A 19,774-nucleotide genomic window follows, 5' to 3' on the forward strand; every position below is an offset into this window, starting at 1 on the left:
AGGTGGAGGTGCGCTGGCACATTGCGCCGGGCGGGGAGCAGCCGATGCTGCATTTTTCCTGGATGGAGCATGGCGGTCCGCGGGTGACGGCGCCGGCGCGGCAGGGCTTTGGTTCGCGGCTGCTGCAGCGGGTTCTGACCACGCAGCTCCAGGCCCAGGTGAACATGGAGTTCCAGGAGCATGGGCTGCATTTCTCGATGCTCATGCCGCTCCAGGGCAGCCCGCCCCTCTTCAATCCTGACAAATAAGGCCGCCTTCCCTTGAGGACCAATAGTATTGGCTCATGCTCGAAGAGAGTTCACCTTGAGACGGCAAGCTATCTTCCCAAAAAGATACAAGGTGACGGGAGATCGGAAATACCTTAGGGATCAGCAATGCATCCTTAAGAGCACTAACAATGACGAATGCAGCTGGGGCAACTACTCTGCGAGGCAGCGATCTTTCGCAACCTGCGGATGATAATCTTATTTCCGACACGGCGCTTTTCTTGAGCAACGGCAAGCTCCGGATGGCGCTGGACATTGGTAGGCTTGGAGCATGGGAGCAGGATCTCACGACCGGTGAGATCATCGGCAACGAAGCCTTCAAAGCCATGTTCGGCTTGTCGCTGGATACCTCCCTGACCAGGGATACGCTCAAGGGCATGATCCACCCGAACGATGTCGAGCGTGTGGAGCAGGCGATTGCTTTTTCTCTGCGCACGAAAACGGACTTCCAGGTGGAGCATCGTGTGCTCCGCGCCGACGGGCGCATCGGCAGCGTGCACGTCAGAGGCTGCGCCCTTTATGACAGGAGCAACAAGCCTGTTCGGCTTCTGGGGGTCACTCAGGACATCGCCGAACGTGAGAAAGCAAAAGAGGAATCCAGACGGGTGCAGCACCGACAGGAATTCCTGTCGAGGTTGAACGAGCAGATCGGGAGTCTGGATGATCCCTACGCGATCATGGAAGCATCGGCGCGCAGCCTTGCCCAATTCCTGAAGATCGACAACGCCGGCTATGGCGAGATTTTCGAAGACAGGGACTTGGTCGTAGTAGAACGGGAATGGTCCAAAGGCCTCTTCAGCAATGATGGGCGGATCGAGAGAATAAGTGAGATCGGCGAGCCGGTGTTCGGGCCTTTGCGACAGGGGCAGGCCATTTTCACAGAGGACGTGCTCAACGATCCGTGGGTCCGCGACGACCCCGAAAAGGTGGCTCTATATAAGAGTGCCAATGTGAGAACCATTCTCACCGCACCCCTCCTCAAGAACGGTAAGCTCGTCTCGGTCTATTACGTGAGTTCAGGCCAAGTTCGGCCCTGGCCTGTCGATGATATCTCGCTGGTTCAGGATGTTGCGGATCGCACATGGATGGCTGTCGAGAAAGCGCGCGCCCAGATCCGTGCCCGCGAAGCGGAAGAGCGTTTGCAAAAGGCGACGAATTCCTTCCCCGCCATCATCTGGACCATCGATGCCGATCTGCGCCTGACCTATGTGAGCGAAGGCTGGAATACGTTTCTCGGTCGCCCACTGGATCAGGCATCCATGTCCGAATGGAAGGCCCTTGTGCATCCGGACGATCTGACCGATGCTCTGAAGATTGAGGCGTTCCATCGGCAGCGCCGCTCCAGCATCACGGCTGAAATCCGCTGCCGTTCGAACGATGGCACTTATCGCTGGCATCTGGTGCGGGCCGTTCCTCATATCGATGAGCACGGTGCATTCAAGGGGTGGCATGGCACGACCCTCGACATTCACGACTACAAGCTGGCGAAGGAAGATGACGGCCGAGTCTTGGGCCTCCGTCAGACGGGATGAGGAAACATCATGCTCCTGAGCGCAAAGCGATCGCACCTGCTTGTCGTTGATATCCAAGCCAGGCTCACGCCGGCCATTCACGACGGCGATAATGTGCTCAGGAACGTGAAGATTCTTCTGCAGGCGGCGTCTCGCCTTGGCGTGCCCGTGACGGTCACGGAGCAATATCCCAACGGTCTTGGACCGACGGTCGAAGCCGTGACGGAGCTTCTCCCCTCCGACGCACTCGTTCTTCCGAAGACGAGCTTCTCCGCTGCCGGCGACGCGGCAACCGCGGAACGTGTTGCGTCGCTACGCGGCGAAGGCCGCGATCAGCTCGTAATCTGTGGCGCCGAGGCGCATGTCTGCGTGCTTCAGAGCGCGCTCGGATTCAGGAATCAAGGACTCGAGGTGGCCGTGGTCGCTGATGCGGTCTCAAGCCGCTCGCCTCACAGCGTGAGCGCGGCATGTGCCCGCCTGCTCCATGCAGGCTGCCACTGGGTCACGACGGAGATGACGGTATTCGAATGGATGGAGAGGGCAGCGACGGACGATTTCCGGGCCCTCTCTCCCCTGCTCAAGTAGCGGATGTTCCGCCCTCGCCACCCGAGGCGATGAAGGCCTTGAGTTCGTCGAGGGACTTGAAGTGGAAGAGGCCTCCGGGGGTCTGCGCCTCGATGGAGCCGTCCGAGAACATCACATAGGTGTTGTCGCCCGAATTGTAGGTGCCGATGACGGTTGCGCCAGCGCCAGGGCGCTGCTCTTCCGCAATGCTCTCCTCGCGTGCCGGCTCTTCGGGAGCAACGGATTCCAATTCGGCAGCGGCCAACTCGGGCTCAGGCCCGCGCACGGGCTCAAGTTCCGGCTCAGGCTCCGGCTCGATGATCGGTGCGGGTTCGGGCAGCGGCGCAAGAATATCGTCGCGGTCGAGATTGTCCCGGCGCTCTTCTTCTACATCGTCCAGCCTGGGCTCGTCGGCGAAAAGAGAGTTCTCCGGCTCCGAACCGCGAGATTCCACGTACGTTTCCCGCAGACGCTCCGCGAGCAGGAAGTCGGGAACCTTGCTCTCGATGTCGTCCTCTTCATCCTCGCGGTGCTCTGGTTCGTCGGAAGCAGCCCTCGGCGGGAACGGCAGGAAGGGATCGCTGATCCTCGGCATCTCGGGCTCGTCGCCCGGCTCGAGGCTTTCATCGGCAGGCTCGCGCCGCTCGATATCGACGAGGGACGGCATGTCGACGGGCTTGTCCTGCGTCTTTTGCTGGGCCTTATCCTCGCCGCGGCCGAACATACGACCGCCGAGCAGACCGCCTGCGAGAGCCGCCATGGACAGACCAGTCGAGGATTGGGGAGCCTCCTCTCGAACCTCTTCATCGAAGCCGAATTGAAGGCGCGCCAGTTCGGCCTGAATCCCTGAAAGCTTCGACACCGCCGCCGTGATCCCGAGCAGGACCGCGCCGCAGGCCGCGCTGAAGCTTCCTGCGAGCACCATGGTCCAGCCACGTTCTATCAGAACGATGTCCCAGCCAAAGAATGCAGCCAGTAATCCACCTAAGATCATCGCAGAAGCGAGGGCCAAAAGGGCGATGATCATGCCGTCTCCATCATACGCAAACCAAGATTTTCAAAGGCAAAGCTATGCTTCTATAGGCCAAAGGCAACCTCATGGAAAGATTGGGCAGAAAAAAGTCCGCCCCCGGGCCGTTGCTCTTGAGCCGGGGGAGCTTTAACTAACGCATCACAGGTCGCTCAAAATCCAAGGAGACGCCGATGTCATTCACCCTGCCCGAACTGCCCTACGCCTATGATGCCCTCCAGCCCTACATGTCGAAGGAAACCTTGGAGTTTCATCACGACAAGCATCATGCGGCCTACGTGAATACCGGCAACAACCTGCTGAAAGGCACGGAATTCGAAGGCAAGAGCGTCGAGGAGGTCGTGAAGGGCTCCTACGGCAAGAACCAGGCTCTCTTCAACAATGCCGGACAGCATTACAATCACATCCACTTCTGGATGTGGATGAAGCCCAATGGCGGCGGCGCGCTTCCCGGCAAGCTCGAGAAGAAGATCGTCGAGGACATCGGCTCCGTCGACAAGTTCAAGGAAGACTTCATCCAGGCCGGTGTCGGCCAGTTCGGCTCCGGCTGGGCCTGGCTCGCCGTGAAGGACGGCAAGCTCACGATCATGAAGACGCCGAACGGCGAGAACCCGCTGGTTCACGGTGCACAGCCGATCCTCGGCTGCGACGTGTGGGAGCATTCCTACTACATCGACTACCGCAACCGCCGTCCCGATTACCTCAAGGCCTTCCTCGAAAACCTGGTGAACTGGGAGCACGTGGAAGAGATGTTCGAAGCCGCCACGAAGTAAGCCGGCTTTCGACATTAAGTGACACGGGCCTCTTCGGAGGCCCGTTTTATTTTGCCTGGGCGAGACCTGGAACGAGCCTGATCCCCCGCTCCTCCAGCATCGCCGCGAACGCATCAGACTTCAGATAGTCCAGCTCCGCCACACGGCTCTCGACAGCGGGGTCAAGGCTCCGCAACTCGTCGTCCACATAGCCGGGATGGCACATGACGAGGGGTGCGGATCCCAGGTGCGAGAAGGCCACGTCGAAGATGCGACCCGCAGACACCGAGAGGTCGAAGGGAGCAAAGCCCGAAAAGCCCTTGTTCACGGCAAAGCCCGCAGCCTGCGCCTCGCGGGCGAAGCCCCGCGCGAAACCCTTGACGAGCAAGGCCTTCCCTCGCCCGATGGGACGGCGCAGGATGGAGAACACGCTCTCGGCAGGGTCCCGCAGCCACAGGCGTCCCGCATAGCCTCTCTCCCGCAGCACCTGGAACAAGGCGGCTCTGACCGCCGGCAGCACATGTACATGCTGATGGCCGTCGATGAAGGATGGCGCCTCGCCGAAAGCGCCCTCGAAGGCGTCGAGCTGGCGGGCGATCTCGCCCGCGATCTCGGCCTGATCCAGCCGCCCCTTGAGGGACATACCCAGGAGCGCCTCCAGGAGCGGGAATTGTCCCGCCGGGGCGAGCCTTGCCATCGCGCCCAAGGGCGATCCTGTCGTGAGATTGAGATGCAGGCCGATGCTTATCCGCCCTTTCAGGGGCGTCAGAGCGGCCGCATTCCTTTGCCAGCCGGGCATATTGGTCATGGCGCCCGTGGCCGACAGGCGACCCATTTCCGCCAGCTCTACGATGCCTCGGCTCACGCTATCGCTAAGGCCGTAATCGTCGGCGCAAAGAATGACGTTGCGGGAGGCTAGCATGGATTTTCCCTAAATCGGCTTTGCCGCACCCTAAGGCATGATCCCGAAAAGTGGGAACCGGTTTTCGGATGAGATCATGCGGCAATAGGAGGCCGGCCCAACACGCCACATTCTAACGTGAAATTGAACTTAGGCCCTTGAGGAAAGGCGCAAACTCGGCTCTTGATGCGACCGAACATCAGGGGTTTCAAGCCGTGGCGTCGCCAAAGATCAGCGTCATCATTCCCGTCCACAACGAGAGCGCCAATATCGGGCCGCTCTGCGAGCGCCTGTTCCCGGTGCTGGAGAAGATCGGCCTGAGCTGGGAAGTGGTGTTCGTGGATGATGGAAGTCGAGACAACACGCTCGATGTCATTCGCGCCACGGCTCAACGCGAGGCGCGGGTCGGCGCGGTTTCCTTCAGCCGCAACTTCGGCAAGGAGATCGCCATCGCAGCTGGCCTCGATCATGCGCGGGGCGATGCGGTAGTGATCATGGATGCGGACCTGCAGCATCCGCCCGAGATGATCGAAGCCTTCGTGGAGCGCTGGCAGGCGGGCTACGATATGGTCTACGGCCAGCGCACCGACCGCTCGGACGAGACTCGCACCAAGCGCGGTTTCGCGCATCTGTTCTACCGCCTCTTCGCGCGCTTCGGCGAAATCAGCCTGCCCGAAGGCGCGGGCGATTTTCGTCTCATAGACCGCAAAGGTGTCGAAGTGCTGCGCACGCTCGGCGAAAAGGCGCGCTTCTCGAAAGGGCTTTATGCCTGGATCGGCTTCAAGGGCACGGGCGTGCCCTTCGTGGTGGAGGAGCGCCAGTTCGGTACGTCGAAATGGAGCTTCAGAAAGCTCTTCCGTTTCGCCTTCGATGGCATTGCAGCTTTTTCCACGGTCCCCTTAAGGATCTGGACCTATCTCGGTTTCCTGATCTCGTTCCTCTCGATTGCGACCGCAATCTACTTCATGATCAGAACGATTCTGTTCGGCACCGACCTGCCCGGCTTCCCGAGCCTCATCGTGTCGATCATGTTCTTCTCCGGCATCCAGCTCATGTCGCTCGGCATCATCGGTGAATATGTGGGACGCATCTTCGCGGAGGTGAAGCGCAGGCCGCTCTATGTGGTGGCGGAACGCATCGGCGGTGCGGCAGAAGTCTCGTCCCACCTCGTTCCCGATAACTACATGCTGCGTCAGGCCTAAGACCGATGTTCAAGAAGATCCTTTCCGTCGGCGGCTGGACGCTTGTTTCGCGTCTTACAGGCTTCATCCGCGATGTGGTGATCGCTGCCGTGATGGGCGTCGGCCCGATTGCAGACGCCTTCTTCGTCGCCTTCCGCATCCCGAACCATTTCCGCGCCATCTTCGGTGAGGGGGCCTTCAACAACGCTTTCCTACCTACCTATGCTCAGGTGCTCGAAGCCGATGGAGAGAAGGCCGCAAAATCCTTTGCGAGCCGCATCACCACGCTGATGCTGATCGTGCAGATCGCACTTCTGATCGGCGCGTTCTTCGCCATGCCGGGCGTCGTGCGGCTGCTGGCTCCCGGCTTCGCGGACGATCCGGCGAAATTCGATCTCGCGGTCTCGCTGACGCGGATCACATTTCCCTATCTCCTCTTGATCACCATCGTCACGATCTACTCGGCGGTCCTGAACGCGCACGACAAGTTCTGGGCCGCAGCAGCCGCGCCCGTTCTTCTGAACGTGTCGATGATCGCAGCGCTTGCGGTGACGTTCCTGTTTCCCAATGCAGGCTACGCGGCAGCCTGGGGCGTCACCGCCGCAGGCATTTTCGAATTGCTGCTGGTCTGGTCGTCGGCGCGCAGCCTGAATGCGTCTCCCAGCCTCGAGAAGCCGCGCAGCGACATGGCCATGAAGCGCTTCTTCAAGGCTCTCGGCCCTGCCATCATCGGCTCCGCCGGTGTTCAGCTCGCGATCTTCGCGGACACGATCATCGCCTCCTTCCTACCCACGGGCGCGGTTTCCTCGCTCTATTACGCAGACCGTCTCTATCAACTCCCCCTAGGCGTGATCGGCATTGCAGCAGGCACCGTGCTGCTGCCGGAAATGAGCCGCCGCATCGCCGCGGGCGACGAGGCGGGTGCCTATGCCGCGCAGAACCGAACCGTAGGTCTGACGCTCGCTCTCGCCGCGCCTTTCTTCGTGGCGTTTCTGGCGATGCCGGACCTGATCATGACCGCGCTCTTCCAGCGCGGCGCCTTCGATGCACAGGCCGCGCAGCGCGCAGGCGCGGTTCTCGCTGCTTACGGTCTGGGCCTTCCTGCAGCGGTTCTCATCCGTTCCGCGGTTTCGAGCTTCTATGCGCGCTCCGACACCACGACGCCGCTCATTGCCTCCCTCACGGCGGTCGGCGTGAACATCGTTGTGAAGCTCCTGCTGATGGACACTTACGGCGTCGTCGGTCTTGCTCTCGGCACGGCCATCGGCGTGTGGGTGAACCTGATCCTGCTCTTCGTGCTCGCCTATCGGCGCGGATGGACGGCACTGAGCCGCTCGCTCGGCAAGACCTGCCTCGCCATCGCGGCAGCAAGCATCCTGTTGGCTGCTTTCGCGTTGTTCGCCCCAACGCCTCTGGCGCAATGGATCGCCCTCCTCCCGATCTGGCGGAGCGAAATCCTGCTGGGTGTGCTCGGAGTTCTGGGCGCAGCGATTTATGGCGGCGCGCTGCTCATCGGCATGAAGGCCATCAGCGTCAGGCTCGCGCGGCGCTGACCTCTAGCGCGCCGCGTGGCGCGTCGCGCCTCCGGTGCCTGCGATCTCCGTCAGAAGCTTGCGCCGTGCGGCGACCGCAAAGGGCTGCGTCTCGTCAGCGATCTCCACGAACGAGCCCGGACCGCCGATCACGTTCTGCGAATAATAATCCTCGAGCGGCATGCCGCCCGGACCGCCGGGCCTTCCGCTGCCGGGGCGGCGGATCGCGAGCGCGTTGATCGTAAAACCCTTCGCCAGGGCATCCGCGCGTGCGCTCTCGATGGAGCGTCCACCCATATTCGGCCCGTCGCCCGACACATCGATCACCTTACGCGTGCCGTCATGCGTATTCTGCTCCACGAGCCGCACGGAGAAATCGATGGCGTTGGAGATGGAGTTGTAACCGCTCGCCCCGCGCGGGGCGCTCATGAGCTTGTCGGCGAAAATCTTCGCGCTCGCCTCGTCACGGATCACGTGCCAATCGACGATGAGTACTTGCGAGCTAGGTCCACCCCATTCCATATAGGCCACCGCGATGGCCCCCACGGCACCATCCTTGATCCCGTTCAGCACTTCAGCGCTCATCATCGCATCGGCCCAGCCCTTGCGCTGCAGACGAAGCTCGTCGTTGTCGATGGAGCCCGAACCGTCGGCGGCGAAGACGAGTTCGAGATCGACGCTTTCCGCGTGGGCGGAAGCCGTCAGCAGGCCGAGGGTGAAGAGGCTGTTCAGGATCAGGCGCATCGGGGGCTCCGCAAAGGACACCATGCGCATCTAGGGCAGCAAAAAACCGGGACCTCTCGGCCCCGGTTCACAAGTCCTTGAAAGAGCCTTACGCCGCCTTGGTGACGGGCTGCGAATGGGCATAGGCCCAGTAGAGCTCGCGGGCGCGGCGATAGAACGGGCCGGGCTGGAGATCGCGACTGTCGATGCGCAGCACCGGCATCACCTTGGAATAATTGCCCGAGATGAAAATCTCGTCGGCGGCCGCGAAATCCTCATAGCGCAACGTGCCTTCGACCACCTGCACGCCATCGTCGCGCAAAAGCTGGATCACGCGCTGGCGGGTGATGCCATTGAGGAAGGTGCCATTCGGGAACGGCGTATAGACCACGCCGTCCTTCGCCATGAACACATTGGACGTGCCGGTCTCGGCCACGTTGCCCAGCGCATCGCAGACGAGTGCGTTGTCGAAGCCCTTCTCCTTCGCCTCGCGGATCACGCGGGCGTTGTTGGGATAGAGCGCGCCGGCCTTGGAATCGGTCGGCATGGATTCAAGCGTCGGGCGGCGGAAGCTCGACTTCATCACGGACAACCCGCCCGGCACCGGCATCGGCGCCTCGAAGAGCGAGAGGCAGAACTGGGTCGATTCCGGATCGGGCGCGATGGTGGCGAGACCCTCGGCCTCGCCCCAATACATGGGCTTCACGTAAAGCGCCGTACCGGGAGCGAATTTCTTTACGCCCTCACGCACCAGATCGACGATAGCCTTGGGATCCATGGTGGGCTTGAGGCCGATGGTGAGGGCCGAACGGTTCACGCGGGTGCAGTGCAGGTCCATGTCGGGCATCACGTTCTCGAACACACGCGCGCCGTCGAAAACGGAGGAACCCAGCCAGGAAACATGGGAGCGCGGTCCGATGAGCGGCGGATTGCCCTCATGCCATGCGCCGTTGAACCAGTTCCAGGTTTGCGAATACCAAGCCACTTGCCTTCATCCTTTGGGTCAGAATACCTGCCCTATCGAATCCCTTTAAGGGACATCCGTCAATTGGTCATGCCGCCTGGACAAGATAAAGTCTTGTGATGGGATGCATGAAAGGGGATGATTGATCCTTTCATTCCTGGTCCAGGAGCCACTGCGTTGCCCACCCTCATTCCGGCCAACACGAAGGCCGTCGTCTTCGACGCCTACGGAACATTGTTCGATGTGCATTCGGCCGTGGCCCGCCATGCGGCGCAGGTCGGGCCGGAGGCGACAAGGCTGTCGGAGATCTGGCGCGCCAAGCAGCTTGAATATTCCTGGGTGCTTTCCCTCGCGGGCCGGTACGAGTCGTTCTGGTCGCTCACGGAGAAGGCGCTCGACTTCGCCTTCGCCCGCTGCTCCACGGCGGATTACTCCGTCCGCCCTCTCCTACTCGATGCCTATCGCGGGCTCGACGCCTATCCCGAAGTGCGCATCACCCTGCAGGCGCTGCGCTCGAGAGGCCTGCGCACGGCGATCCTGTCCAACGGCGATCCCGCGATGCTCAGCGCCTCCGTCTCTGCCGCCGATCTCGGCAGCGTGCTCGACGCGGTTCTTTCCGTCGATGCGGCGAAAATTTTCAAGACCAGCCCAGACGCCTATCAGCTGGCGCTGGAAGAGTTGTCGTTGAACGTGGATGAGATCGTCTTCGTCTCCTCCAATCGCTGGGACGTGGCGGGCGCCGCCGTGTTCGGCTTCACGCCGGTTTGGGTCAACCGGCTCGGCATGCCGGACGAATACACCGACATCCCGCCGCACGCGGTCATCGATACGCTGTATGGGCTGGTGCAGTGATCCACCCAGCGTCTTGTGGGCGCAGCCCCACCTCTCCCCGGTGGGGAGAGGTCGAGCGCAGCGAGGGTGAGGGGGCGAGACCTTTCCGGATAAGGCTGTAACCCCTCACCCGGACCTAACGGTCCGACCTCTCCCTCAAGGAGAGGTGAAGGACGCGCTATACATGAGTGCGTATTTCCAACTCTGCCAGAACCGTTTCTAAGACACCTTCGATGTTGCCGTAGATGTCTGCATTCTGCAGGCGTAGGACGTGATAGCCACAGGCTTCGAGAACACCTGTCCGTTCATTGTCCCATGCAATTTCTTGCGGCAGAGAGTGAGTTGCTCCGTCAATTTCAATCACCAGTCTGGCGTCCAGACACACCAGATCGACGATGTACTTGTCGATTTGGTGTTGGCGGCGAAATTTCCAACGTGCCAATTTGCGATTGCGTAATGCATACCAAAGCACAGCCTCCGCATTAGTCTGCTCCTTACGGAGCTGCCGGGCTCTTTGGATGAACCGTTGCATGTCCTTCACCGGAGAGAGCCATCATTGGTTTGCCTTGCCTACTTCGCGAGTGCGGCGAGGATGCGCACCCAGGAACGCATGCCCTTGTGGAAGCTCTTGAGATCGTATTTCTCGTTCGGCGAATGGATGCGGTCGTCGTCGAGACCGAAGCCGACGAAGAGCGTGTTGAGGCCGAGGATGCGCTTGAAGTCGCCGCCGACCGGGATCGAGCCGCCCGATCCGATCACGATGGTATCCTTCTTCCACTCGTCATAGAGCGCGGACTTCGCCACCGTCAGCGCCGGGAAATCATGCGGCAGCGAGACGGCGCGCGTGCCCTTGTGGCGAATGAACTCCACCGAGCAATCGGCGGGGATGCGCTCACGCACGAAGGCTTCGAAATTGTCCGCGATCTTGGCCGGGTCCTGATCGCCCACGAGGCGGAACGAAATCTTGCAGCTCGCCTGCGCGGCGATGACGGTCTTCGTGCCCTCGCCCGTATAGCCGCCGATGATGCCGTTCACGTCGCAGGTGGGGCGCGACTGGATCTGCTCGATGAGCATGCGGCCCTTCTCGCCGGCGGAATGCTTCAGTCCGATCTCGCCGAGGAAGGCCTCCTCCGTAAGGTTCAGGCTCCTCCACTGGTCGAGAACCTGCGAGGGCGTCTCATGCACGCCATCGTAGAAGCCCGGAATCGTGATGCGGCCGTTCGCATCGTGAATGTCGGCGATGATCTTCGACAGCACGTGGATCGGGTTGCGCGCAGCGCCGCCGAACATGCCGGAATGCAGATCGCGATCCGCGCAGCGCACGATCACTTCCTCATAGACCATGCCGCGCAGAGACGAGTTGATGGCAGGCGTGTCCTGATCCCACAGGCCCGTATCGCAGACGAGCGCCACATCGGCCTTCAGCTCGTCCTTGTTGGCCTCGATGAATTCGGGCAGGAACTTGGAGCCGTCCTCCTCCGCACCCTCGACCAGGAAGGTGATATTGATCGGAAGCGTGCCCGTCACCGCCTTCCAGGCGCGGCAGGCTTCCACGAAGGTCATCACCTGGCCCTTGTCGTCGGAGGAGCCGCGGGCGCTGATCGCCTTGCGTCCATCGGGCAGCGTGATGATGCGCGGCTCGAAGGGAGGCGTCTCCCACAATTCCAGCGGATCGACCGGCTGCACGTCGTAATGGCCATAGAACAGCACATGGGGCTTCGCCTCACCCTTGGCGTGGCCAACCACGGCGGGATGCCCACCCGTCTCGCGCAATGATGCCTCGATCCCGATGCTCTTCAGATCGTCCACGAGCCACTGACCGGCCTTGCGGCAATCGTCCTTGTAGGCCGGATCGGTGGAGATCGAAGGCATCTTCAGCCACTGGAACAGGCGCTCCAGGGAGGCATCGAGATCGGCATCGATCTTGGAGAGAACTTGGTCGAGCTGGGACATGGCGTTTCTTTTGGTTGTGGAATCTATCCGATTGCGCGGCAAAGTGCTCCTAAGACGGACGTACCGCAAGAGGCTCGGGCCATAAATCCCATCTCGAAGAGCACGACCGGCGGAGTTTTCCGCCGGCCGCTTGGGAAGAAATCCAATAAAATGCCGGTGCAAGGCTACAGGTCGAACCACCCGGCCTGCATGCTGTGGACCCCTTCAAGGCGGATAACGCCCTCTGCGGCACTGTCTGCATCGGTGTTGAGCAGGATGATCGTCTGCCCACCGCTCACCTCATAGCGAACCTGCGCGGCAGCCGTGAACGCGGCCGTGCCGATGAAGGCGAAAGCCTGCCCTCCGGACCTCCCCGTATTGGCATCGATATCGGAGATATCGAGTCGATCGCCGCCCGCTCCATTGAAGTCGAGCACCACATCGGCGGCGCTGAGCGTTGGGCTTGTTTCGGAGATATCATCCCAGATGAAGATGTCAGCTCCGCCTCCGCCGAGCATGACGTCAGTCCCTATGCCGCCCTCGATGTGGTCGGCGTCAAGGCCTCCCTCCAATCGGTCATTACCCTCCTCACCACGCAGGTCGTCTTCTCCAGCGCCGCCGATGAGCGTATCGTTGCCGTTGAGGCCCTTGATCAGATCATCGCCTCCGAGTCCCGACAGGATATTGCCCGCCGCGTTACCTGAGATTCGATTGTCATGGTTGTTGCCGGTGAAGTTGATCGCCGTCGTTCCGGATGTATTCTTGGTCCACAGAACCTCGACATGCATGGCATCGGTCAGCGTGTAGCTGACGGAAGAGCGAATAGTGTCGGTTCCCTCGGCGATGCCTTCCACAATCACATCCGCGGCGTTGTCGATAATGTACCGATCATCGCCCTGACCGCCGATCATGGTGTCGACGCCGGTTCCGCCATCGATGGTATCGTTGCCTGCACCGCCATAGACCATGTCGTCGCCGCCACGCGCGTTGATGGTGTCTCCTTGATCGATGCTCCCGCCGGGGGATGCCTGAGGATTGAGCCGGAAGATCTCGCCATCGTAATCGACGACATAGAGATTGCCGAGAGAATCCTCTCCGAAAGAGGTCGGACGATTGATGGCTCCCGCATCGACGCCGACGCTATGCTGCGTCACCTTCCAGGTGCCGGTGGAATCGTCGAGCGTCCAGATACGGCCTGTGGCGTAGTCACCGAAAACGTAATGCCCTTGGAGAGCTTCGTTTTCACCGCGATAGACATACCCGCCCGTGATGGAGCGTCCTTCGGTTCGTCCATAAAAATGGATAGGCTGCGTATAGTCCGGATGATCATCTGGATCGAAACCGCCCTCCGTTCCAGGCCAGCCGTAATTGGCTCCGGCACGACCGATATTGACCTCCTCAGCTGTGCTCTCGCCGACATCGGCGATATAAAGCTCATTCGTCAAACGATCGAAGCTGACGCGCCAGGGATTGCGCAATCCCGCAGCGTAGATTCCCGTCCCCGTCGCATCGCCGGCAATGCCGTCGATATGGCTTGGATTATCATCAGGCAGCGCATAATTCCGATTGGGATCGCTAGGGAACGCATCCCTCGACACATCAAGACGCAGGATCTTTCCCATGGGATTGGAAAGATCCTGCGCGTTCGCAGAGCGTGTACCATCTCCGACTGCCACATAGAGATAGCCGTCCGGCCCGAATCCTATCCACCCGCCACGATGACGTTCCGTACCGGCCGCGAAGTCGATCGTTTTGATCAGCTTTGCGCTTGCCGGGTCCACTTCGAGAGAGCCGCTCATCGTGGAGTACTGACGGATCTCGACGTCTCCCGCCTGATTGCTCATGTAGACGTAGACTTTTCGATTGGCTGCATAATTCGGATCGAACGCAAAGCCGAGCAAACCCTGCTCGCCCGAAGTGCTGACCTGGCTCGACACATCGAGGAAGGCTTTGCTTTGCACCTGCCCTGTCGTCAGATCGACAACCCGGATTTGCCCTGTCTTCTGAACAACGAAGAGCTGGTTGGGATCTGTCGGAGAAGACGTGGTGAACAAGGCCTGCGATAGGCCCGAGGCAACGCGGGAGGCCGTCAGCGATACTGTTTGGCTTGGCCCATCGGGATCAAAGCCATAGATCGTTTCTGCGGCATCGGTGCCTGTTAGAGTATCGGCGTCATTGCTTCCTTTGATGATGACCCGGTCAACCATGGAAACCTCCTGGATATAGGAATCAACATCATTACGTTTCGCAATGTGATAATGCTCGTCAAATGCCCTTAATGGTTAGATTATAAAGATACTTTTGCCATAATTGCCGGGTATTTTCCCAATGCGGCGGATTTTACTCCAAGGCCGTATCAGTCTGTTCAACGTCCCGCGCGCGATGTGATGAACTTCATATCGTCCACAAGTCACGACCGACATTACGGCAATCATCATCCGCAGCGATCTTGGAGAGAGCTGGGACATGGCGTTATATTGCTTCGCAGGCGATGAATCAGGTCAAAAGAAATATCGAGCCTGTTCTCAAATAACACTCAGCCAATTTCCTACTGTTGACGGCTTCGGGATCAGCAAGTCATGAGCGCATTCTATCTGTATCTGCCCGGCATTCTTCTGGCGTACTCAGCCTTCATCCTGGCAACCCTCAGCCCCGGCCCGGCGCTCATGGCGACGATCGGCACCTCCATGGGTGCAGGCAGAAAGGCGGGAATAATGCTCGGCCTCGGCGTGGTCACGGGATCAATGTCCTGGGCGCTCCTGGCCGCGGCAGGCCTCTCGGCTCTGCTCACCGCCTATGCCGAGGCCGTGAACGTTCTCAAGATCGCGGGAGGGCTCTATCTGCTTTGGCTCGCGTACAAAGCCTTCCGCTCCGCGGCTTCAACGCGCGACCTCCTGACGCAAACTCCCGACAGCCCCTCACGAAGCGCCACAAGCTATTATTTGCGCGGCTGGGCCATCCACATGACCAATCCAAAAGCGATCTTCGCCTGGATCGCAATCATTTCCCTTGGGCTTCAACCCGGCGCACCCTTCTGGGTGGCGGCCGCCATCATCACCGGCACAGGCCTGTTCGCACTCGTTTTCTATTGCCTTTGCGCAATCGCGTTTTCCACGCAGCCGATGATCCGCGCCTATGGAAAGGCGCGGCGCTGGATCGACGGAGTCCTCGGCGTCTTCTTTACCTTCGCGGCATATAAACTTCTCAGCCGCTGAAGCGCTTCAACAGGCAGACAGCATCTTTTAGCGCTTCAACAGTCCACCCAGAGTCCCACGCACGATGGCGCGGCCGATGGAGCCGCCCTGGCGGCCGCCGATGGACTTACCGATCTCGGCGGCGATATTGCCCACCGTCTGGTTGACCACCGTGCGCGTGACCTCTCGTGCCACCTTCTGGCCTACCGTCATTGAGCCTTTGCGCTGCGTACCACCGGCGCCGAAGAGACCGCCCAGCATGTCGAGAATGCCGCCCCCGCCTTCCGCGGCCTTAGCATCGGCAGCAGCCTTCTCGGCGCGCTTCGCCAGCATCTCGTAAGCGGATTCAGGATCGATGGGCTGGTCGTATTTCCCCTTCATGGGGCTCGCGTTCAGGATCCGCTGGCGCTCCGACAATTCGATGGGACCGACCTGGGCCATGGGCGGCGCGATGAGCGTGCGCTCTACCATGGAGGGCGAGCCCTTGCCTTCGAGCGTTGAAACCAACGCTTCGCCGACACCGAGCTCGGTGATCGCCTTCTCCGTGTCGAAGGCCGGGTTCTGCCGGAAGGTTTGCGCCGCGACGCGCACCGCCTTCTGCTCGCGCGGCGTATAGGCGCGCAGAGCATGCTGCACGCGGTTGCCGAGCTGCGCGAGCACGCTCTCGGGCACATCGACCGGGTTCTGCGTGATGAAGTAAACGCCCACGCCCTTCGAGCGGATGAGGCGCACCACGCGCTCCACTGTCTCGACGAGCGCCTTCGGCGCATCGTTGAACAAGAGATGCGCCTCGTCGAAGAAGAAGACGAGCTTCGGCTGGTCGAGATCGCCCACTTCCGGCAGCTCCTCGAACAATTCGGACATGAGCCAAAGCAGGAAAGTGGCGTAGAGGCGCGGATTGCTCATGAGCTTGTCCGCGGCCAGGATGTTGACGACGCCGCGCCCGTCGCGGTCGGTCCGCATCAGGTCCTTGATGTCGAGGGCAGGCTCGCCGAGAAACTCGTCACCCTGCTGGTTTTCGAGAACGAGCAGCTGACGCTGGATCGTGCCGATGGTCGCCTTCGACACATTGCCGTAAGTGGTGGTGAGTTCGCTCGCATTGTCGGAGATGAGCTGCAGCAGCGCGCGCAGGTCCTTCAAGTCGAGCAGCAGCAATCCCTGCTCGTCCGCGATGCGGAAGGCGATGTTGAGCACGCCCTCCTGCGTATCATTGAGATCGAGCAGGCGCGACAGCAGCAGCGGCCCCATCTCGGAGATCGTGGCGCGCACGCGGTGCCCCTGCTCGCCGAAGATGTCCCAGAACACGACCGGGAATTGATCCGGCTTGTATTCGATGCCGATGTCCTTCGCGCGTTTGACGAGCGGCTCCTTGGCATTGCCGGGGGCAGCAAGCCCCGAGAGATCGCCTTTGATGTCGGCGGCGAAGACCGGAACGCCCGCGTTGGAAAAACCTTCCGCCAGCACCTGCAATGAAACTGTCTTGCCTGTGCCCGTGGCGCCCGTCACGAGGCCGTGGCGATTGGCAAGCCGCAAGTCCAGATATTCAGGCTTGGTGCTTTTGCCGATGAAGATCTTGCCGTCCTCGAGCATCGCGTCTCTCTCCATAACTCTTTCAAGGATCTTAGAAGACCTGTTGCCAGTTTCCACTCCGGAGCATCGCCTATGAGGGGATATGCACTTCTGAAGCCTGTCCCCTACCTTAAGACTTTTCGTTTGAGCTTTCGTGACTAAATAGTTTACAGCTAAACCATCAAAACGGCTACGCTTTAGGAGAATCGTATGGAAGAGCTTATCGCCCGCGTCACACAGAAGACGGGCCTCGACGCCGCCACGGCCCGCAAGGCTATTGGCCTCATCCTCGGCTACCTGCAGAAGGAAGGCCCCCAGGCCGAGGTGACCAAGCTTATCGAAGCCCTCCCCGGCGCTCAGGACGCCATCAGCGAGGGACAGTCCGGCGGCGGTGGCGGCGGTCTCATGGGCATGATGGGCTCGATGGGCGGCGGCGTGATGGCTCTCGGCGGCCAGCTCATGGGCATCGGCGTCTCCATGGGCCAGATGCAGCCGCTGGGCAAGGAACTCTTCGCCTATGGCCGCGAGAAGGCCGGCGAGGATACGATGGGCGCCATTATGGGCTCCATCCCCGGCCTGTCGCAGTTCGTTTAAGATTATTGAAAACGTCATCCCGGGGCTGCGGAGCAGAACCCGGGATCGCAAGACGAGAATAGCGCCTTATCCAGCACGCGATCCCGGATCTTCGCTACGCCGCGTCCGGGATGACCATCTCTCAGGGGCCCATCCTTTAAGGGCATTCCCTCTCCCCCTTTCACCCGGTATGGTCCGGCGCAATTCACGTTGCCTCATCCAGTCGGGGACACCCATGGACGATCTTTCTCTTGCCGCCGATTTCCCGCAAGCCACCCGCGAGCAATGGCTCAAGCTGGTGGAGGGCGTGCTGAAGGGAGCGGATTTCACCAAGAAGCTCGTGGGCCGCACCCATGACGGCATCGAGATTCAGCCGCTTTATCCGAAGGCCGAAGGCGCCGCGCGGATCGCCCGCGAGGAAGCCGGGCGCTGGCGCGTCTCGCAGCGGGTAGACCATCCCGATCCGGCCAAGGCCAACGAGCTTGCGTTGATCGATCTTGAGAACGGCGCGGACGCGCTGACGCTTGTCACGCGCAAGGCTCCCGCCGCCCGCGGCTTCGGTGTCCGCGTGGACAATGTGGATGATCTCGACAAGGCCTTGTCGGGCGTGATGCTCGACCTCATCCATCTGCGCCTCGATGCGGGCGGCAATGGCCGCGTCGTGGCAGAGCAGTTGATCGAGCTGGCGGAAAAGCGCGGCCACAAGCTCGCCGACCTGTCCCTCGATCTCGGCATGGATCCCATCGGTGGGCTTGCCTCTCTCGGCATTCTTTCCGTTGAGTGGAGCGAAGTCTCGGCCCGTATGGGCGCGATGCTGAAGAGCCTGACCGAGAAAGGCTTCAACGGCCGCGCCTTCATGGCGGATGGACGCCCCTATCACGAAGCCGGCGCGAGCGAGGCGCAGGAGCTTGCCGCCGTGCTCGCCACGGGCGTGAGCTATCTGCGCGCTCTCGAAGCGCAGGGTCATTCCCTCGATGCCGCACGCAACGCGCTGTCATTCCTGCTGGTGGCGGATGCGGACGAGTTCCTGACGGTCGCGAAATTCCGTGCGCTACGCCGCCTCTGGGCGCAAGTCGAACAGGCTTGCGGCCTTGAACCGAAACCCATTCGCCTGCATGCGGAAACCGCGTGGCGCATGACCACGAAACGTGATCCGTGGGTGAACATGCTGCGTGCGACGGTCGCCACCTTCTCCGCCGGCATCGGTGGCGCTGATGCGATCACAGTTCTGCCCTTCACCGCGGCGCTCGGCCTGCCCGATGCTTTCGCCCGTCGCGTGGCGCGCAACACGCAACACATCCTTCTCGAAGAATCCAATCTCTGGCGTGTGGCCGATCCGGCCGCAGGCGCAGGCGGTTTCGAAGCGCTGACCGATGCGCTCTGCGAGAAGGCGTGGAGCCTTTTCCAGGAGATCGAGCGCGAAGGCGGCATCATCGAGTGCCTGAAAGCAGGTACTCTCCAAAACCGCATCGCAACCGTGCGCGCACAGCGCGAGAAGGCTATCGCGACCCGCAAGGAGCCGATCACCGGCACGAGCGAGTTTCCGAACATTCATGAAGCCGACGTCACGGTTCTGATGCCGCCTGCTGCTCCCGCAAGCGAAGATGCAGGCGCAGCCGCTGTGTCGATCACTCCCCTGCCCTCCATCCGCAATGCGGAAGCCTTCGAGCGCCTGCGTGATCTATCGGATGCTTATCATGCGAAGACCGGCGCGCGCCCGAAAGTGTTCCTCGCCAATCTCGGCCCCATCTCGGCCTTCACGGCCCGCGCGACATTCGCCAAGAATTTCTTCGAGGCTGGCGGCATCGAAGCCGTGATGAATGACGGCTTCTCCGACAACGAAAAGCTCAAGCAGGCTTTCATCGAGAGCAAAGCCAAGCTTTCCTGCATCTGCTCGTCAGATGAGATTTATGAAAGCCACGCCATCGATGCCGCAAAAACCCTGCGCGATGCGGGATCGCCCCCCATCTATCTGGCAGGCCGTCCGGGTGAACGCGAAGAACAGCTCATCGGTGTCGGAATCACAACTTACATCTTTGCCGGGTGCGACACCATCAAGGTTCTGAGCGAGGCCTTGGAGAAAGCCTGCGCCTGAACGGAAAGTCGGTTTCCGACACATGCCAATCAGGCATGCTCGCCGGTCCGGGCCACCTGAGCGCGCGGCCTATAAGTGGGTCTCGAATATTCTTATATTCTTAGCCGTCGTATCCCCGATGCGGCGGTTTCTTGCTGTCTGGCTTGTGATGTGCGC

17 protein-coding genes and 1 pseudogene are annotated in these 19,774 nt (G+C 60.9%); 10 read left to right on the plus strand and 8 right to left on the minus strand.

Annotated features, from left to right (window positions below; genetic code table 11):
- The 3 genes and pseudogenes from MJ639_RS16530 to MJ639_RS16540 form a co-directional block, all read left to right on the plus strand.
- A pseudogene (locus MJ639_RS16530) lies at nt 1-248 on the plus strand (histidine kinase); the annotation flags it as partial.
- 149 nt (nt 249-397) lie between these two features.
- Nucleotides 398-1,798 carry a PAS domain-containing protein gene (locus MJ639_RS16535; protein ID WP_243375164.1) on the plus strand — a complete coding sequence of 467 codons (1,401 nt, stop codon included), beginning with the start codon at nt 398-400 and terminating at the stop codon, nt 1,796-1,798.
- A gap of 9 nt (nt 1,799-1,807) precedes the next feature.
- Nucleotides 1,808-2,362 carry a hydrolase gene (locus MJ639_RS16540; RefSeq protein ID WP_243375166.1) on the plus strand — a complete coding sequence of 185 codons (555 nt, stop codon included), beginning with the start codon at nt 1,808-1,810 and terminating at the stop codon, nt 2,360-2,362.
- Here MJ639_RS16540 and MJ639_RS16545 read toward each other — a convergent pair.
- Entirely contained in the window at nt 2,355-3,368 is a 1,014-nt protein-coding gene (locus MJ639_RS16545; protein WP_243375171.1) for a hypothetical protein, read from the minus strand. The genes MJ639_RS16540 and MJ639_RS16545 overlap by 8 nt on opposite strands.
- Nucleotides 3,369-3,544: 176 nt before the next feature.
- Here MJ639_RS16545 and MJ639_RS16550 point away from each other — a divergent pair, with 176 nt between their 5' ends.
- A complete protein-coding gene (locus MJ639_RS16550) occupies nt 3,545-4,144 on the plus strand; it encodes a superoxide dismutase (protein ID WP_243375173.1) in 600 nt (199 codons plus the stop codon).
- 46 nt (nt 4,145-4,190) lie between these two features.
- Here the strand turns inward: MJ639_RS16550 and MJ639_RS16555 are convergent, their stop codons facing one another.
- Entirely contained in the window at nt 4,191-5,045 is an 855-nt protein-coding gene (locus MJ639_RS16555) for a ChbG/HpnK family deacetylase (RefSeq protein WP_243375176.1), read from the minus strand.
- Between the two features lie 194 nt (nt 5,046-5,239).
- Between MJ639_RS16555 and MJ639_RS16560 the strand changes: the two genes are divergently transcribed.
- Both MJ639_RS16560 and murJ read left to right on the plus strand, forming a co-directional pair.
- Nucleotides 5,240-6,226: a glycosyltransferase family 2 protein gene (locus MJ639_RS16560; protein WP_243375179.1), complete on the plus strand. Its 987-nt coding sequence runs from the start codon at nt 5,240-5,242 to the stop codon at nt 6,224-6,226.
- Between the two features lie 5 nt (nt 6,227-6,231).
- A complete protein-coding gene (murJ, locus tag MJ639_RS16565; RefSeq protein WP_243375183.1) occupies nt 6,232-7,758 on the plus strand; it encodes a murein biosynthesis integral membrane protein MurJ in 1,527 nt (508 codons plus the stop codon).
- 3 nt (nt 7,759-7,761) lie between these two features.
- Here the strand turns inward: murJ and MJ639_RS16570 are convergent, their stop codons facing one another.
- Nucleotides 7,762-8,481 carry a DUF1194 domain-containing protein gene (locus MJ639_RS16570; RefSeq protein ID WP_243375185.1) on the minus strand — a complete coding sequence of 240 codons (720 nt, stop codon included), beginning with the start codon at nt 8,479-8,481 and terminating at the stop codon, nt 7,762-7,764.
- Between the two features lie 88 nt (nt 8,482-8,569).
- Entirely contained in the window at nt 8,570-9,445 is an 876-nt protein-coding gene (locus MJ639_RS16575; RefSeq protein ID WP_243375188.1) for a branched-chain amino acid aminotransferase, read from the minus strand.
- Nucleotides 9,446-9,601: 156 nt separating this feature from the next.
- On the opposite strand from MJ639_RS16575, the gene MJ639_RS16580 reads away from it, so the two are divergent.
- Complete coding sequence (locus MJ639_RS16580; RefSeq protein ID WP_243375190.1) at nt 9,602-10,276, plus strand: haloacid dehalogenase type II; 675 nt, start codon at nt 9,602-9,604, stop codon at nt 10,274-10,276.
- Nucleotides 10,277-10,433: 157 nt separating this feature from the next.
- On the opposite strand, the gene MJ639_RS16585 is transcribed toward MJ639_RS16580, so the two are convergent.
- From MJ639_RS16585 to MJ639_RS16595, 3 genes are all read right to left on the minus strand, one after another.
- Nucleotides 10,434-10,787 carry an endonuclease domain-containing protein gene (locus tag MJ639_RS16585; protein ID WP_243375193.1) on the minus strand — a complete coding sequence of 118 codons (354 nt, stop codon included), beginning with the start codon at nt 10,785-10,787 and terminating at the stop codon, nt 10,434-10,436.
- A gap of 38 nt (nt 10,788-10,825) precedes the next feature.
- On the minus strand, nt 10,826-12,208 hold the full coding sequence (locus MJ639_RS16590) for a dipeptidase (RefSeq protein WP_243375195.1): 1,383 nt from the start codon (nt 12,206-12,208) through the stop codon (nt 10,826-10,828).
- A 164-nt stretch (nt 12,209-12,372) separates the two neighbouring features.
- Nucleotides 12,373-14,394 carry a PQQ-dependent sugar dehydrogenase gene (locus tag MJ639_RS16595; RefSeq protein WP_243375198.1) on the minus strand — a complete coding sequence of 674 codons (2,022 nt, stop codon included), beginning with the start codon at nt 14,392-14,394 and terminating at the stop codon, nt 12,373-12,375.
- A 372-nt stretch (nt 14,395-14,766) separates the two neighbouring features.
- On the opposite strand from MJ639_RS16595, the gene MJ639_RS16600 reads away from it, so the two are divergent.
- Entirely contained in the window at nt 14,767-15,402 is a 636-nt protein-coding gene (locus MJ639_RS16600; protein WP_243375201.1) for a LysE family translocator, read from the plus strand.
- A 27-nt stretch (nt 15,403-15,429) separates the two neighbouring features.
- On the opposite strand, the gene MJ639_RS16605 is transcribed toward MJ639_RS16600, so the two are convergent.
- Nucleotides 15,430-16,971 (minus strand): helicase HerA-like domain-containing protein, encoded by a 1,542-nt coding sequence (locus MJ639_RS16605; RefSeq protein ID WP_243375202.1) that lies wholly within the window; start codon nt 16,969-16,971, stop codon nt 15,430-15,432.
- Nucleotides 16,972-17,160: 189 nt separating this feature from the next.
- Between MJ639_RS16605 and MJ639_RS16610 the strand changes: the two genes are divergently transcribed.
- Together MJ639_RS16610 and MJ639_RS16615 are read left to right on the plus strand one after the other, a co-directional pair.
- Nucleotides 17,161-17,544, plus strand: coding sequence for a DUF2267 domain-containing protein (locus MJ639_RS16610; RefSeq protein ID WP_243375206.1), 384 nt, complete (start codon nt 17,161-17,163; stop codon nt 17,542-17,544).
- Between the two features lie 214 nt (nt 17,545-17,758).
- Nucleotides 17,759-19,618, plus strand: a complete 1,860-nt coding sequence (locus tag MJ639_RS16615; RefSeq protein ID WP_243375208.1) for a methylmalonyl-CoA mutase subunit beta — start codon at nt 17,759-17,761, stop codon at nt 19,616-19,618.
- The last annotated feature ends 156 nt before the right edge of the window (nt 19,619-19,774 follow it).

Source organism: Microvirga solisilvae, assembly GCF_022808595.1.
GTDB classification, from domain to species: domain Bacteria; phylum Pseudomonadota; class Alphaproteobacteria; order Rhizobiales; family Beijerinckiaceae; genus Microvirga; species Microvirga solisilvae.